This window comes from Paenibacillus popilliae ATCC 14706, from assembly GCF_000315235.1.
GTDB lineage: Bacteria > Bacillota > Bacilli > Paenibacillales > Paenibacillaceae > Paenibacillus_B > Paenibacillus_B popilliae.
On sequence record NZ_BALG01000055.1, the window covers coordinates 1 to 16,786 of the forward strand.

Consider the following 16,786-nt stretch of genomic DNA (forward strand, 5'->3'; position numbering starts at 1 on the left):
CCGGCGCTGAGCCGTCGCCGCCGATCCGTGCGGTGACGCTGATTAGCTGCCGGGAGGATCCCGCCGTGCTTGACCGGCTGGATGATGCGGCCGGAGAGGCGCGAATCGACGGCTGGCTGACCGTCGCGCAATGGCCGCAACCAGGAGCCGCGGCCGCGCCGGCTTCGTCGGGGGCTTACCTCTGGATGGAACGGTCTGTCTCCGGCACCGGCACAGGAAGGAGGGAGAACGATGTGCTTCCGTTATCTCGGCCGATCCGCCAAGCGTGACGGCCAGGCGGCGCTGCGGCCGCTGGTCGGCGAGCGCGGCAGCGAGCCGGCCGGAAGGCGGACCGCGGCCGAATGGGCGAAGCAGGCCGCCTACACCGGGCTGCTGTTCGCCTTGTTCGCCGAATGGCTCTATCCGTTGAAGCGGCTCGGTCCGCATATCGACCTGTATGATATCCGACCGTTCTGGTGGGCGATCGCCATCTACCTCGCCGTGGGGGTGATCGTCCGGAGCCAATTCCTATCGATCACGCTGCGCAGCGTCACGGCGATCGCCATAACCGTATGGATGTTCGGACCCGCCTCCCCGCACAATGCGGAAGTGGTTGACCGCGGCTTTCTGCGCGAACTCTGCAAGTCGGTTATGTCCGTCGCCTCGATGCTTGGTTCCGCGATATCCGCCGCTGCAGAACGGTGGCTGGAGGGAGACTGGAGCCAGACGAGCGGCGAAGTCCGCACCTTGCTGCTGCTCGCCGGTTGGGCGATGCTGACGGCCTCCATTCAGGCGCAAATGCTGACCCGGCGGACAGTGCTATTTTTCAGCGTGGCCACGATCTGCTATCTCTTTGGATTTCAATGGGGCTGCGGCCTCGATGTGACGGATGCTGTCATTCGCGCGGCAGGCTGGAGCTTGCTGCTGTCCGCCTGCCTCCAACTTGAACGGCGGCAGGCCGAGGATACGGAGCGGTCGAAAACACCCGGTATCCGGCCTGTGCGATGGCTGGGACAAGCGGCGATCGTGACGCTGCTCACCGTAGGGATCGGCTTCGGCCTGTCCCGGATGCCCGACTGGACCCCGCCCGAGAGCCTGCCTTTGCTGCGCGAGTGGACGCAATCGCTGGACGTCTCGGCGAACGAAGGGGGCGCAGCCCGTTCGTCGGCAGAGAACGCATCCTTGCAGGCGGCGACGATTGGCACGTCCGGATACGGTACGGACGATACGGAACTGGGCGGCGCGCTTCGCGATGATCCCCGCATCCTGTTCACGGCGGAATCGCCGGAGCCGACGTATTGGCGGGGAGAGAGCAAATCACGCTATACCGGCCGGGGCTGGGTGCCAGCGGGCACCGAACAAGAGGACGCGGTAATCAGATCCGGGCGACTGCAAATTCCCGGTTCCCCGATGTCGGGATGGTCCGAGCTGTTGACGCAGACGGTTCGCTGGCGAGCCTATGCGCCGCATCTGCCGCTTGTCCTCGGCGGTCGGCCGGAACGTCTGGCGTCATGGATGCCGGACGGGGAGACAGAGGTTGCGACCCAAGCAGGTATGGCGCTGCGCTACAACCCGCCAGGCGCACGATATGCCCCTGGCGCGAGTGCGCCTGGCGGATCCCGGCTTGCTTATCAATATGAGACCCGCGTGCTGCGGGCGGATGCGGCGATGCTGCGGGACGTCTCGAAGCTGTCGCCCGCAGAGAGGGTTCTATGGAACGAGGAGCTTCAACTCCCGGTCTCGCTCCCGCAGCGGGTGTGGGAGCTCGGCGATCGGCTGGCCGAAGGATCGGCAGGCCCGTATGAGACCGTGCGGCGCGTGCAGGCGTTCCTGCTCCAGGAATATGTCTACACCAAAATCAATACCGTAGTGACGCCGGCGGGCCGGGACTTCGTAGACTACTTCCTGTTCGAGGCGAAACAGGGCTATTGCAGTCACTTCTCGACCGCGATGGCGGTTCTGCTGCGTACTCAGGGCATTCCGGCGCGTTGGGTGAAGGGCTTCGCGCCCGGCGAGCTGACCGGACCCGGTCAGTATACGGTATGGGCATCCGATGCGCATGCCTGGGTGGAGGTGTATTTCCCGACGGTGGGCTGGGTGCCGTTCGAGGCGACCCCGCCAGCGGGCATCCCCGTAGTGGCAGAGGTTCCGGCGGACGCAGTCATAGCGGCCGCCCCGGATGGAGACGCCGGTGCGGCATTCACTCCGTCAGCGCAGGTGCGCGAGCTCCTGGAGCAATCGCTGCCCTCCCCGGCTCCGGCATCGGGCTGGGAACGAATACGGCGCTGGGGAGAGATAGCGCTTCATGCCGGGAAGCAGGGGCTGACCGCCAGCGGTCGGCATCTTGCTGCGGAATGGGAGGCGCTGACCCGAATCGGGACGCATCGCAGCGGCGAACAGGCGGAGGCGGGGCTGCCGGGGCTGCTTCGATATGTGGCCGTCCGCTTGCCGGTCCTGGTGATCGGTGCGCTGTGGCTGGCTCTGCTGGCGGCAGGACTCATGCGGAAGCATTGGCGGCGTTTTGCTCCGGAGCGCAGGCTCCGGCGGCTCCTCCGGCTGCAGCAGCGCAGCTTCCAGAACGAACGGCTGCAGGAGATGGGCCGGCTCGCCTGGCAACTGCTTGAGCGGAAATACGGGGTGCGCCCGATCGGCATGACTTGGAGCGAGTATATTTCCGAGAAGCGCGATGATCCTGGGCTGCTGCCGTCGGCGGCTGATCCGGTGCTGGAGCAATTCATCCGCGACTGCAATGCGCTGCTGTTCGCCGGCCGGCATGTGGAGCGGGCCGTGCGGCAGCGGTTCCTGGAAGGCTGCGCCTTCGTGCTGCGCCAGTGTACATGAATCAGGGCTGCGGGGTTGAAATCGAGAGCGGCGGCAATGGACGGAGGGGGCGGCGAGCAGAGCAGGATTCGGCCGCCCTGTTCGCCTTGGAGTACCTTCGCGGACATCTTGCTGTGTGGCGGCACGTTTCCGTCCAGCAGAGCCGGGGGTTATAGACCGGATCCCTTTTCAACCGCCGAGGCGGCATATGAATTATCATATATTCCCAAGGCAGTGAACCCGTATTGAGATAGAAACCACGTTTTTTGAAGGGCCTGAGTCGTGGATGACAAGACCTTTTTTATGTCCACTGTAATCCTTCTTTATTGTTTGTATTGTTTTTGATATAGTTCATGATAAAAAGCGTTTGCTTTTATCAATTCATCATATGTCCCGTTTTTAATGATCGTGCCATTTTCTTAGACCAATATTCGATCAGCATCTTTTATCGTACTTAACCGATGTACCACAATCATAACCGTTCTTCCATCAAACCATTTGTACAGTTCTTGACTCAAAGCCATTTCCGTATTGGCATCTAATGCTGAGATTGGTTCGTCAAAGAGAATAACTGTAGGATCACGCAAAATGGCTCGCGCAATCGCCAGCCGCTGTTTCTCACCGCCAGACAATCCAATTCCTCTTTCACCCACCATTGTATAATAACCATTTGGTAAAGACGCAATAAATCTATCGATTTGAGCGATTTGCGTTGCTCTGCGAATTTCTTCCCACGATGCATCTTGCTTGGCATAGAGCAAGTTGTTGTATATGGTATCATTCCATAATGTAGGATTTTGATCCACAATGGTGACCTCATCTCTAAGGACAGCGTATGGAATTTGTTGAATAGGAATATGACCAAGTGTTACTTCACCCCTATCCACAAGTGAGAATTTCATAATTACATCCAGAATTGTTGTTTTCCCTGCACCCGTGGGTCCAACAATGCCTACGATTTCTCCTTCCTTGCTTATAACCAAAAAAGACCTTATGAAAAGTAATACTACCCTTAATCTCCATATTGCGGTTGAATTCTGTTTTATTTTCTAATGAATATTCCGAATCTTTAAGAAAGACAGAGACTCAGTTAGGCTTGAGTCTCTGCGCGCGGGTCAAATCATTTTAAAAAGGAAAACGTGAGAAGTACCAACCATCAACATTTTTAGAACCGCCTTGTCCAACAATTTTCTCAATGGGACCAAGCTTTTTAATCTGAGGTGTAGTAAATGCAATTTTTTTCATAGATTTCACCTCCTACTCAACATTATTGGGTACCCACTACGATTATATCTTATAAAAAAACTAAAAATCAACATAAAAAGTAAAATTCGATAATTTTTAGGATTTCACTCCCTTGTAGAACAGTTTTGGGCACATATCCGATTTCATCTAGAATGAGCAGATGCATTTCTGAATTTCGGTCTGCGGATAGCAGGTAGAGATTTCCTGAAAAAAGCTGGCCAGGTGCTCGACATACAGGTAGGAGAGAATAACTATAAAAAAATGTTTGTATCTACTATGGCAGCAATGATTATTTTCTCTTACTTAGCTTCTGGAGTGATAAAGGCGGGGTAGTCGACGTGTGGCGAATTCATCGGATGGAATAGAAAAATGTAGAATAAAGCAGGAATTTTAGGGACTTATGTAGTATTATTTGGTAAGGATATATTTCTCTAACCAGATAGTTGTTGCCATTATGGTTGTTCACCCGAAAACAATAAGCTAAGGCGGTGGTTAACTATGTCTGCCTGCAAGCAAAGACCCGAGATGAGTGTGCAAGAGCTGGACAATTTGTTGAAGGCCTTCCGTGACCAACAAAGCCGGATTGAGAAGTCCTATGAGATTAGTGTCGTAACCCCTATGTTCGGGGGAAGCAGCGCTGCGGGCGAGGTGGACAAGGAGGCTCCAATTCGCAGCGCCTCGATTCGAGGCCATCTTCGTTTCTGGTGGCGGGCGACGAGGGGGGCAGCCTTCGTGGATGCCGCGAAGTTGCGAGAAGCGGAAATTGCGATATTTGGCGATACGGAGCATCCGAGCAAGGTGAAGATATGGGTGGAGAGTATGGACGATTCCGAACAGAAAGAAAATCAGCGTTTGAATAAGAAGGAACAATTTTCTGCCCCAAAATATGCGTATGTTCTGTTCCCATTTGGAAGAAACAAGCAGTTCGACAAAGCTGTTTACCCGTATAAGTTCAAGCTTTTTGTTCGATATGATGCTCTGGATCAAACAGAACTAAGCTTATTAAAACAGGAAGTGAATGCCGCATTATGGGCCTGGATCAACTTTGGCGGCGTTGGGGCGAGAACACGAAGAGGGTGCGGAACATTATTTTGCCAGCAGTTCTCACCTTGTCTTCATAAAGTGCGTACAGGAGATGACTTGAAGAGATGGTTTAAGACAAGCTTGAATGACTACAAGCTGGATTTGTTGCCTGCGGGAGCCAGTCGAGACTGGCCAACGCTAAGCGGTACAATAGAGCCGCTACCTTCTCATAGGACTGACAACAATGTAGCCTGGGCTGAAGTAGTGTCGGTATACAGAGCCTTCCGGCGGCGAGCAAATAAAGGACGTAAGGAGCGCATTGATAGGAACGGCAAAGTTTACAAAGTCCCGGGAAGGAGCCGGTGGCCTGAAGCGGACTCTATTCGGCGATTGACAGGCATGGCAGAGCCGGATCATACGGAGCCTCTTACCTTGCCCTTCAACGGCAATGATATTGCATTTCCATGCGCTCAGTTCGGTCTTCCGATAATTACAGAGTTCCAAAATGAGGAATATAGACGGAGTGATCCTAACGAGAGAGAGCCATATAAGACGCAGCTCGTACCCCAAGGCAAAGAACGACTTGCTTCTCCAATAATTATGAAGACAATAGCCGTAAGTAATGATAAAGGATTCGGGGGTTACGTTGTTCTGCTGCAACCCAAGCTGAAGTCGCTCAATTTAATTATTGACAACAATTTGAAAAGTGAACATGTCGAGGAGGTAAAAGAGCGCCTGAGCGAGCACTCCATTGAAGAGCAGCATATTTACCCCAGGTTTAAGATCAACGGAAAAACAACCACTTCAGCCATTGAAGCCTTTTTGAACAGCAAGGAGGTACGGAAATGGAAAGAAACGAATCTATGCAAACGCTGATGCTTTTTTCTATCGGGCCGGTGCAGGAATTTATTGCGCAAGCCCGCAGAACGCGCGACTTATGGTTCGGCTCGCATCTGCTCTCTGAACTTAGCAAGGAGGCAGCTATGGAATGGATAGAGAGGGGCGGCGAGCTTATCTTTCCATACGTTACCCGGGAAATGCTGGAGGATAAGGCGAAACTGGGGGGACTAAAGGTTGCCAACAAAATACTGGGACTTATCGATGCCCCCGGCCACGAGGGGGCGAAGCAGACCGCCCTGCATGTTCGCCAGGCGGTGGAGAACAAGTGGATGCAGTATGCGGATGATGTGAAGCAATGGATGGAACGTAATGGGATGGAACGCAGCGTAAACCCGGCCATATGGAAGCGCCAAGTGAACGATGTGCTGGAATTTCATGCCGTCTGGTCCAGGCTGGATGCCAAGGAGCGCTATGCTGACGTATTGCAGCAGACAGAACGTCTGATGGAAGCGCGAAAGACGCTGAAGGATTTCAAGCAGAACAATCCGGGGCAGAGGTTCGGAGAGAAGAAGTCCAGCCTGGATGGCGCGCGCGAATCGGTGCTGCTGGAGGAACCGCAGCATCGACAGCGGTATTTGTGCTTGGGAATTAATGACCAAGAGACACTGGACGCGATTTCGCTCGTGAAGCGGTTATCCTTGAAGATCGAGAAGCAAGGGCACACGTTTCCTTCCGTATGTGATGTCGCCTTTCATCCCTTCAAGGCTGCGCTGGCGGCCGACCCGCAGTTACAGCGAACCGCGGATGAATATATGCGGAATATTCGGAGCCAGTATGGCGGCGTATTGAAGTTCAATGATGTGCAAGCCGGGGAACCGGATTCACGCTTGTTCTATGCTGGGCGCCGCCTTGAGGAATTCGTAGAAGAAGCGGCGGAAGGGGTATCTGCGGAAGAACGGAAGCGGATCGTGGCCCATATTGAAGAATGCTTGCAAGCGGTATATAAAAAGGCCATGCCTTCGCCTTATTATGCGTTCATGCTCTGCGATGGCGATCGAATGGGAGAATCCCTGCGCAGACTGACAACCTATGAAGATCACCAACGCTTTTCGCTGCACTTAACCCAGTTTGCGTCCGAAGCCGAGCAGATTGTGAAGCGGCATCATGGGCAGCTTGTGTATAGCGGCGGCGACGATGTTATGGCGTATATGCCGATAACCTCCTGCCTCGACGTGAGCGACGAGCTGTACGATACGTTCACTGGGGTGATGCGTGAAGCCGTGCCAGAGTCAATCAGCGATGTAGTGCAGCCGACCCTCTCGATAGGCATTGCGATCGCGCATATGCTAGAACCGTTGGAAGAGGTGCGCAAGCTGGCCGCAGAGGCGGAGAAGCTGGCGAAGAGAAGGAGAAACGAGCTGGCGATCCGGTTCCAGAAGCGCGGCGGTGGCGACGCCATGAACATCAGTCTCTCCTTCGATCATAATCCTAATCCGGTTCATACGATGAAAAGGTTGCAGCAATGTTATCGTGAAGGGCTGTTTTCCGCCCAGTTCGCTTACGAACTGCGCGCCCTCTACCGCGAATATGACAGTATGTGGAGGCGATGTCCGGAACGGTTCGCTGATCCAGCTCAGCTGCACAAACTGATGGTGGGCGAAGTAGAACGTCTCGTGTGGAAGAAGAAGCCGGAACATGCGGCCAGCGACAAGCTGGAAGAGAAGTATATGCCGTTGCTTCGTGAGTTCTTGGAGGGGGTGGCAGCAGATGTGCTGAAGCGGACAAGGCTGCTTGCCGAGCAGCATATTCTTGCCATAACTTTCGTGAAGGAAGGGGACATTCGCCATGAACGTATTGAGAATTCATCCGCTTGAACCGATTTTGGCGCGGGACGGACGGCCTTTTGATAAGACGCCGGGCATTAGAGCGCATAGTCTGGGCGAGGTGCCGCCGAGTGTCGTAGCAGGCACGGTTCGCACGCTGCTGCGCAAGCTTGGAGCGGATCCTGCGGACGCTAACCCGTTCCATCCGAATGAGATGAAGAAGCTGGCGCGCACGATGGTGCGCGGCCCGCTCATCGAATGGGAAGGAGAAGTGTATTACCCGATGCCCCAGGACGTTGTGTTCTATGAAGAAGCAGTTGGCGGAACGAGCGGCGATTCCGGCGCTGCCGGGATCATGTCCGCAAGTCAGCTCAAGGCCGGCTGCTTGCGGCCGCGTCTCCTCCCGCAAGGCCAAGGTTTTCTAGGCACGGGCAAAGACGGGGAGCATGAAAGTCTGTGGCCGCCCGTACAAGCGGAGGAGAGGAAGGTAGCCAAGGACAGGCCTGCCTATTTGTCCGCGGCGTGGATGGAGCGCTGGCTATGCGATTGCTTGCCGGAAGCAGAGTGGAGCGAAGCACTGCGGCAATGGAGCAAGGGCAAGAACAGCCCGGGCCAGCAAGCGGGCAAGCAGGAACGGGCTCCCCTAATGTCGCCGTTCGTCCGTGACGAGCGCACCCATACGGAAATCGATAAGAATACTTATACGGCGAAGGAACAAGCGCTCTTCACTACCCATTCCCTTGTCTTCCCGGAAGGGGTGGGCCTATTGGCCGCCATCGAGATGGACGAATCGGGCATACGGGCATGGCCGGGCGGATTCCCAGCGATTCATTCGATGGGTGGCGAGCGGAGGCTGGCTTCCTTTCAAGAGATAGAAGATAGGCAGCCTTGGACATGCCCGCATGCGCTTGCGGCGGCATTGGACGGAGCTGCTTACGTCCGGATGGTGCTCGCTACGCCGGCGTACTTCGCCAAGGGATGGCGTCCCGGCTGGCTGGACGAGCAGTTGCAGACTACCGATACGTTCAGCAATGAGGTGCAGCTGCAACTGGTCTGGGCATGCGTCTCCCGCTGGCAACCGATTTCCGGCTGGAGCTATTCCCGGGGCGAGCAAGGTGAGAAGGCGGTGCGCCGCATGGTTCCGGCAGGCAGCGTATACTTTTTCAAAGTCATCAAGGGCAATCCTCGCCAGCTGGCTGAGAAGAAGTGGCTTACTTCCGTATCCGACGCCAATCGGCGGAAAAGTTCGTTCGATGATGAAGATGGCTTCGGCCTCGCGTTGTGGGGGAAGTGGCAACCGCGAGAGGAGTAGCGCGAGCAGCCAAACGTGCAAGCAATTGAATTCGTTCATGGGGAGGAGTTAGAGCATGAAGGCGAGCAAGTTGTACTCGGTTCAATGTATCAGCCCGGTTCATATTGGGACAGGGCAAGGTGTCGGTGTCATTGACATGCCGATGATGAGAGAACGGGTGACGGAATGGCCGTTGATTCCAGGCAGCAGCATGAAGGGAGCGCGGCGCGATGACTACACCCGGAAGGGAAGGCCTGAAGCATGGCTGCATGCGGCCTTTGGCAAGGGGGGAGATCAGGACGGGAATGCGGGAGCGATCGTGTTCTCGGACTGCAGAATATTCGCTTTTCCGCTCGCAAGCCGCTGCGGCGTATTTGCTTATGTGACTTGTCCACTTGCCATCGACCGTCTGAGCCGGGACGCGGCTGCGGTCGGCTGCCGCATTCCTGCGGCGGATGTGGCGGAATGGAGATCCATCCTCGATCAGGGGCATGGACATAGCGGCCCGGTCATTGTTGGTTCGGAGAGCGTGGTGGTGCACGAAGGGAATGTCATCATCGATGAATTTCAATTCCAGGCGGAGGAGTGCGCATCGTTCGGCGAGTGGGCAGGGCGGATTGCGGCGCAGCTCGGCATGGACTCTTCTTCTCTAGCGCAACGTCTGGTGCTTGTTTCTGACGAAGCGTTCCACTATTTTGCGACGATGTGCTGCGAGATTACCCCTCGGATTCGGATCGATTCGGAGACGAGCACGGTGAAGGACGGGGCGCTGTGGTACGAGGAGTATTTGCCGGCAGAGACGATCATGTACGGAATCGTATGGTGCGACAGAATTCCCGGCGTATCCCCTTCCTTGACGACATCCGGCCTGCTGGATGAAGTGGCAGGCGAGGTTGTCATGCAGATTGGCGGAAATACGAGCGTAGGGAAGGGGCTGGTCAAATGCGCTTATGTCAAGGAGGGAGAGCGGTGAAGTCATTGGATGACAGCTACGCGCAAGCGGCATTGGATAGCGTGCAGCGGGCGGCCGATTCGGGTTATGGCCAAGCATACGGCAGCCTCTGCCACCGCTTCCCTGCGATGGTATTATTGAACGGGCTCAGACTTACCACAGCTTTTTACCAGGCGCAAACGAAGGACGCGCATACGCAATATATTCGCGATCTTGGCATTGCCATCGGCATTCAGGATTGGGGCAAGCTCCCTGAAAACAGTATGGAGTATCGCAATGCGACCCGCAGTGCCCTGCGCGCAGCCATCTGGTTCAAGCGGTATGCGGAGGCGATACTGAAGGTGCGCAATGCCCGCGAATCGGAGCAGTAGGAGGGGAAGCCGATGAATCTATACTTGGCATTAACGAAGTTGAACGGTTCGTTCCGTAATTCCAAACTGGAACAGGCGATCGCTGCAAAGGGAGTTGAAAAAGGAGCGGAAAAAGGGAATAACAAAGGTCAGCTTTATAGGCAACTCATAGACAGGTACGAAAAATTTTACAAAGACAACCGTACCAACCTTACGTGGTACAAGCAGCAAATTGGGCGATATTATCAGGCGGTAACGGAATTTCCATGTCGCTGCTTTATCATGAACTGTCATACGCCGCTCGTCATCGGGCAGGGCGAAGCGTCTGTTCTGGAGACATTTTTGACGCTTCACCGCATATACGGGGTGCCTTACCTGCCGGGGACGGCGGTGAAGGGGGCAGCCGCTCATTTTTGTCACCGTTTTGGGGATAAGGATGCCCGCTTTCGCGAAGGCGGTGAGATCTATAGCCTATTATTCGGCTCCCAGGAGCAGCAGGCCCTGATCACTTATCATGATGCCTTCCCGACCGTAGACAGCGTCGGCAGCGCGATTCGCCTGGATGTGATGACCCCGCATCATCAGCAGTATAACCAGATGGTCGCAGGTCAGACTCTGCCCGGACAGGCCCAAGCGCCGCGTGATGATGATTCGCCCATCCCGATCCCGTTCCTGGCGGTATCCGCGGATTTCCGGCTGGCGCTCACCTGCCGCTCGAACGATCCGGTCGATAAGAAGTGGCTGGAGATAGCGGGGAAGATCGTAAGCGAGGCGCTGCAGCAAGAAGGCTTGGGCGGGAAGACCAATGCAGGTTACGGACAACTGCGGCTGCTTACATGGGACGATGACTGCGGAGACGGGATGGGAAGACAGACGCCCGTGCGCGAAAAGGAGGGAGTAGCAAAGTGAGCGAACCGATTCTTGATCATAAAATTATACAGGGAATCGCCAGCAATTATAGGAGGCTGGAGCAAGCGATCGTTGATCAGCTTCGGATGAGCAGCCATCATCATGTGACGAGCGGCGGCTTCCGCGAAGAAATGTGGAAGCAGCTCTTCGAGCAAATCATTCCGAAGAAGTACTCGGTCGCTCGTTCCGTATTTATTATTGATTCGGAGGGCAAGGTTTCCAAGGAAGTCGATTTGGCGATTTTTGACGAGCAGTATACCCCCTATATTTTTCGCTACGGCCAGATGAAGTATATTCCGATTGAAGCGGTTGCTGTCGCCATCCAGTGCAAGAGCAGCCTAAGTGATTATGATGGTATCAAAGATTGGACCGATAGTATTGCTAAGCTCAATACTTCGATGAAGTCGATCACGCGGATACAAAGTGGTGTTGTTTGTGGGGAATTTGATTTTATGACTGAGAATGGGGAATTTATTCTCAGGGAAGGTCAAAGACCGACAGCACAAACCGCGACAAGACCGCTTATCATTTTATGTCATTTGGACGAGGGGTTTACAAGCAAAAACAGTCTGGTGGAGTATTTCGACTTCATCATCTGCCCGACACCGACAGGGTGGCTGCGGGCGTTTGTGAACAAGGAAGGACATACGCTGGAAGCGTGGTACGAGGCATTGAATCATACGAATGAGAAATATAAAAATGTGCGAAGTCCATTCGGTAAGAGCAGCGCCGGCAACTGTACGTTGAAAAATTACAAGGTGCACGCTCCCGACGAGCCGGAGAACGATATTTCATTGCTTACGCTAACGTTTCAGTTGAATCAACTGCTAATGCTGATTAACAACCCGATCTTGTTCCCTCATCAGGCGTACGTTGAGATGTTCAACCGGTCGCTAAAAGAGTAGAACAAGACGAGGCTGAGATCACGCGCCTCCTGCCTTATGACCGATGTTAGCCAGGAAGCCGGGGATACCTCTCTTCTGAACCAATTCCTCGCTTTTGGAAGGGATGACTCCGCTCGAATCTCGCGTGCAGCAAAAAAGTGAGTCGTGCGGGCATTGCGGATTGACTCGGCTTTTGTCGGTTCGTTATAATTAGGAACAATATGGTTTGGGAGGCACGGCAATGACACAGCCACATGAAATGATCGTTGTCCTTGATTTCGGAGGACAGTACAACCAGCTTATCGCGCGCCGTATTCGGGACTTGGGGGTATACAGCGAGCTTATTCCTTACAATACCCCCGTGGACAAGATCAAGGAACTGAAGCCGAAAGGGATCGTGTTCTCCGGCGGCCCTGCCAGCGTATACGAAGACAACTCGCCGCTGGTGGACGAGGGCGTCTATGAATTGGGTGTTCCGATTCTCGGCATTTGCTATGGAATGCAGATGATGTCCCATCAATTGAAAGGCAAGGTCGAACGCGCAGGCAAGCGCGAATACGGCAAGGCCGAAGTCGTCTTCCAGCCGGGATGCGGTCTTGTTGGCAACCTGGAGCTGAACCAGACGGTATGGATGAGTCATACGGACCTGGTCGCCGAACTGCCAGAAGGCTTCCGCGTCGATGCTGGCACCGAGCATGCGCCGATTGCGGCCATGAGCCACCCGGAGAAGCGCTTCTATGCGGTGCAGTTCCATCCGGAAGTGCGCCATTCCGTACGCGGCAACGAGATGATCAAGAACTTCCTGTATGAGGTGTGCGGCTGTCACGGCGACTGGACGATGGAATCGTTCATTGAGGATAAGGTTCGCGAGATTCGCGAGACGGTCGGCGACAAGAAGGTGCTCTGCGCCTTGAGCGGCGGAGTCGATTCCTCTGTCGTCGCAGCTCTGATTCACCGTGCCATCGGCGATCAGTTGACGTGCATGTTCATCGATCACGGCCTGCTCCGCAAGGATGAAGCCGAAGGCGTCATGGAGACGTTCGTCGGCAAATTCGACATGCATGTAGTCAAGATCGACGCGCGCGAGCGCTTCTTGAGCAAGCTGGCCGGGGTGTCGGATCCGGAACGGAAGCGGAAGACGATCGGCAATGAGTTCATCTATTGCTTCGATGAAGAGTCGGCGAAGCTGGGCGAGTTCGCTTTCCTGGCGCAAGGCACGCTGTACACCGATATCGTCGAGAGCGGAACGGCCACCGCGCAGACGATCAAGTCTCACCACAACGTGGGCGGCTTGCCGGAAGATATGAAGTTCAAGCTGATCGAGCCGTTGAACGCGCTGTTCAAGGACGAAGTGCGCAAGGTGGGCGAAGAGCTTGGCCTGCCGCGCGTGATCGTATGGCGCCAGCCATTCCCGGGACCGGGGCTCGCGATTCGCGTGCTTGGCGAAGTGACGAAGGAGAAGCTGAAGATCGTTCGTGAATCGGATGCGATTCTGCGTGACGAGATTGCCAAGGCAGGACTCGATAACGAGATCTGGCAATATTTCACTGCGCTGCCGGACATGAAGAGCGTCGGCGTCATGGGTGACGCCCGCACGTATTCGTACACGGTCGGCATCCGTGCGGTAACGTCCATTGACGGCATGACCGCCGATTGGGCGCGCATTCCGTGGGATATTCTCGAGAAGATATCTGTCCGGATCGTGAACGAAGTCGACAATGTCAACCGGATCGTCTACGACATTACGTCGAAGCCGCCGGCAACGATCGAATGGGAGTAAGAGCCCGGTAAGTCAGGGCTGAAAGCCTTCGTTCCCTGTGGAACGAAGGCTTTTTTGTCATATTTGGACGGACGGTGGAACCAGATGTGATTAGCGAAGAATGAAAGGAGATTACATCCAACGACATACTATGTAGGAGACATATAGATGTAAAGCGGGTGTGCGGATAGCGAATGGGTACAGGACAAAATCCAGGATATCTCCGTGGATATTGGCGGAAGCACGAGCATCCGGATCGAAGGCAAGCCCCCTGCATTCGACACAGTCATATAAAACACGAACGAATTATAACACAGACGTATAAATGTTCGGATTTGTCGTTGACAACATTCGAGTGCAGGCTTTACAATGAGTACGCAACCTCATACGTACACTTTTTCGTATAATCCCGGGAATTGGCCTGGGAGTTTCTACGAGATCACCGTAAATGATCTGGCTACGAAGGATGTTGGCACCCGGACCGCGCAAGCGTCTGTCCGAACGCTCTGACCTGCCTGTTGCAGCGTGCTCTTCCATTGACAAGCAATGGGGCGCAGATCTCAGGCGAGTAATGGGTGCAGCTTGCCGTCCTTATCGCCGGAACTCGTGAGAATCTCCTGAGTTCTTTTTTTGTCCCATGCAAGGGAAGGTGACGCGGGAGCGGGAAGTGCGGAATTAGGTTGCTCGGAACAGAGACATTATTCAGTTCATGGGGAGGATGCAAACGCATGAATCGCTACTTCAAGATTAAGGAGCAAGGGTCGACGGTAAGAACGGAAATCATCGCAGGAATTACAACCTTTATGACGATGGCCTATATTTTGGCCGTCAATCCGAACATTTTAACCGCCTTCGGCAAGACGGGCATGGAATGGTATCCCGTTTTTCTCGCGACAGCGATTGCCGCAGGGATTTTCACAATTGCGATGGGGATTTTCGTCAATTTCCCGGTCGCGCTGGCGCCGGGGATGGGACTTAACGCCTATTTCGCTACAGTCATCGTATCGACAGCCGGCTCGGATCACCCGATTACCTGGCAGATGGCCTTGACCGCCGTCTTCATTTCCGGGATTGTGTTCTTCCTGCTGACCGTTACGCACATTCGGCAGAAGCTGCTGGATGCCGTGCCTGACGCATTGAAGCATGCGATTACCGTCGGTATCGGATTGTTCATTACAATTGTCGGCTTGAAGAACAGCGGCCTGCTGTCGGTATCCGTCGAAGCGGCGAACGACGTACCGAAGGGTGTATTTACGCCGCTGCAAGGCTTCGAGACCGTCTTCGGACTCGGAAGCTTCACGGACCCGAACGTGCTGCTCACGATAATCGGTTTGGCGCTCATTTCGGTATTGATGATTTTGAACGTGCCGGGCGCGATTTTATTCGGCATTATCGGAACGGCGTTGATTGCCATTCCGATGGGACTGATTGATTTCAGCTCGCTGCAGGGCGCTCAATGGGTGCCTGATTTGACGCAAATGACGGTGTTCGAATTCGACTTTGCCGGCATTATGGGCGTCGGCATTGTGTCGATTATTTTGACCTTCACCTTCGTCGAGCTGTTCGATACCTTCGGAACGCTGGTCGGCACGGCGAACCGCGCCGGCTTCATGAAGAACCGCGAAGAAGGCAACAAGCGCGTCGGTAAGGCCATGTTCGTCGATTCCATCGCGGTAGGCGGCGGCGCTGTGCTCGGCACAAGCACCGTGACGGCCTTCGTCGAGAGCTCGGCCGGGGTAGCGGCCGGCGGACGCACCGGGTTGACCTCGGTCACGACGGGTATCTGCTTCCTGCTCTCCTTGTTCCTGGCGCCGGCCATCGCCCTGATTCCGGGACCGGCTACGGCGGCGGCGCTGATTGTCGTCGGCGTCCTGATGATGCAAGCCGTGCGCGAAATCAACTTCAATGACCTGGTCATCGGCATTCCGGCGTTCATGACGATTACGTTCATGCCGTTCACGTACAGCATCGCGAACGGAATCTCCTTCGGAATTCTCGGCTACGTGCTGCTGGCCTTCGTCACGAACGTACTCGGCAAGGGAGAGCAGAAGTATAACATTCATTGGCTAATGTGGATTTTGTTCGTCCTCGTCATTCTCCGCTACGTGTTCATGGGCGGACATTAAATACATTCAACGCACCGGTAGCTTGAATACGGTATCCAGCTCGAATCCGGCATCATGCCGATATCCGCGATTTGTTGGAGTTCTGCCGGTGCATTGGCTTTAATGGCCGTACGCTTTAATTGTTCGTGCAGCAGGCGCTATGCAGCCGTTCACCGGCTTCATCCAAGACTCGCATCCAGGAGGAACTGACTTCATGAAGAAACTCGCAACGACGCTTGCCACGATACTTGCCCTGGGCACGTTGCTCGCAGCCTGCTCCGGCAGATGATGAGAAGGCACTTTATTAATTTGAAGCAACTCGATCAGAGGGTCTGAAATTGATGGAGCTATGCTATTCCCGCTTGAACATGGAGGATACAGACTCGCAGATAATAAGGAACGGAGATCAGAAAAGTTAATTTAGGGGTTGCTTTTCTAATAAGAGCGTGATATATTTATATTCCTGTCTTCGACAGAGCGGCATCAGCCGCATGAAGCGAAAAAAAGATTTCAATAAGTGCTTGACGCTGAATCGAAAACATGATATATTATAAAAGTCGCCGCTGAACGCGGTGAAGAAAAGAAAGCAGCTTACTGACGAAGTTGGTTGCTGGATTGTTCTTTGAAAACTGAACAACGAGTGATGTTTGTGAAGAGGTCAATGACCTCGTCAGCAATAGAATGAGCAAGTCAAACTTTACACGAGTTCGCTAGGCTGTCAGCGACAGCGCGAATTTCATTTTATGGAGAGTTTGATCCTGGCTCAGGACGAACGCTGGCGGCGTGCCTAATACATGCAAGTCGAG

General features: G+C 54.5%; 12 protein-coding genes, 1 rRNA gene and 1 riboswitch. Of the genes, 12 read left to right on the forward strand and 1 reads right to left on the reverse strand.

Features of this window, described 5'->3' with window-relative positions; all coding sequences use genetic code 11:
- Together PPOP_RS22570 and PPOP_RS06305 are read left to right on the forward strand one after the other, a co-directional pair.
- A partial coding sequence (locus PPOP_RS22570) for a hypothetical protein (protein WP_006285293.1) occupies window positions 1-269 on the forward strand: 269 nt, incomplete at its 5' end.
- Window positions 232-2,820: a transglutaminase-like domain-containing protein gene (locus tag PPOP_RS06305; protein WP_006285294.1), complete on the forward strand. Its 2,589-nt coding sequence runs from the start codon at window positions 232-234 to the stop codon at window positions 2,818-2,820. The genes PPOP_RS22570 and PPOP_RS06305, both read left to right, overlap by 38 nt.
- Window positions 2,821-3,218: 398 nt before the next feature.
- Here the strand turns inward: PPOP_RS06305 and PPOP_RS06310 are convergent, their stop codons facing one another.
- Entirely contained in the window at window positions 3,219-3,782 is a 564-nt protein-coding gene (locus PPOP_RS06310; protein WP_006285295.1) for an ATP-binding cassette domain-containing protein, read from the reverse strand.
- Window positions 3,783-4,569: 787 nt separating this feature from the next.
- Here PPOP_RS06310 and cmr1 point away from each other — a divergent pair.
- The 10 genes from cmr1 to PPOP_RS06360 all read left to right on the forward strand — a co-directional run.
- Entirely contained in the window at window positions 4,570-5,943 is a 1,374-nt protein-coding gene (cmr1, locus tag PPOP_RS06315; protein ID WP_267879057.1) for a type III-B CRISPR module RAMP protein Cmr1, read from the forward strand.
- Window positions 5,913-7,781, forward strand: a complete 1,869-nt coding sequence (cas10, locus tag PPOP_RS06320) for a type III-B CRISPR-associated protein Cas10/Cmr2 (RefSeq protein ID WP_006285301.1) — start codon at window positions 5,913-5,915, stop codon at window positions 7,779-7,781. Before cmr1 ends, cas10 begins: the two co-directional genes overlap by 31 nt.
- Window positions 7,753-9,042: a type III-B CRISPR module-associated protein Cmr3 gene (gene cmr3 / locus PPOP_RS06325; protein ID WP_006285302.1), complete on the forward strand. Its 1,290-nt coding sequence runs from the start codon at window positions 7,753-7,755 to the stop codon at window positions 9,040-9,042. The genes cas10 and cmr3 overlap by 29 nt, the downstream gene beginning before the upstream one ends.
- Before the next feature lie 55 nt (window positions 9,043-9,097).
- On the forward strand, window positions 9,098-9,994 hold the full coding sequence (gene cmr4, locus PPOP_RS06330; protein WP_006285303.1) for a type III-B CRISPR module RAMP protein Cmr4: 897 nt from the start codon (window positions 9,098-9,100) through the stop codon (window positions 9,992-9,994).
- Window positions 9,991-10,344, forward strand: a complete 354-nt coding sequence (cmr5, locus tag PPOP_RS06335; protein ID WP_006285304.1) for a type III-B CRISPR module-associated protein Cmr5 — start codon at window positions 9,991-9,993, stop codon at window positions 10,342-10,344. Before cmr4 ends, cmr5 begins: the two co-directional genes overlap by 4 nt.
- A 12-nt stretch (window positions 10,345-10,356) precedes the next feature.
- Window positions 10,357-11,232 carry a type III-B CRISPR module RAMP protein Cmr6 gene (gene cmr6 / locus PPOP_RS06340; protein WP_006285305.1) on the forward strand — a complete coding sequence of 292 codons (876 nt, stop codon included), beginning with the start codon at window positions 10,357-10,359 and terminating at the stop codon, window positions 11,230-11,232.
- Window positions 11,229-12,137 (forward strand): DUF6602 domain-containing protein, encoded by a 909-nt coding sequence (locus PPOP_RS06345; RefSeq protein ID WP_006285306.1) that lies wholly within the window; start codon window positions 11,229-11,231, stop codon window positions 12,135-12,137. The genes cmr6 and PPOP_RS06345 overlap by 4 nt, the downstream gene beginning before the upstream one ends.
- 220 nt (window positions 12,138-12,357) lie before the next feature.
- Window positions 12,358-13,896 (forward strand): glutamine-hydrolyzing GMP synthase, encoded by a 1,539-nt coding sequence (gene guaA, locus PPOP_RS06350; RefSeq protein WP_042227641.1) that lies wholly within the window; start codon window positions 12,358-12,360, stop codon window positions 13,894-13,896.
- Between the two features lie 358 nt (window positions 13,897-14,254).
- Window positions 14,255-14,355, forward strand: a riboswitch (purine riboswitch).
- A gap of 248 nt (window positions 14,356-14,603) precedes the next feature.
- A complete protein-coding gene (locus PPOP_RS06355; RefSeq protein ID WP_006285308.1) occupies window positions 14,604-16,001 on the forward strand; it encodes an NCS2 family permease in 1,398 nt (465 codons plus the stop codon).
- A gap of 719 nt (window positions 16,002-16,720) precedes the next feature.
- A 16S ribosomal RNA gene (locus PPOP_RS06360) occupies window positions 16,721-16,786 on the forward strand; the annotation flags it as partial.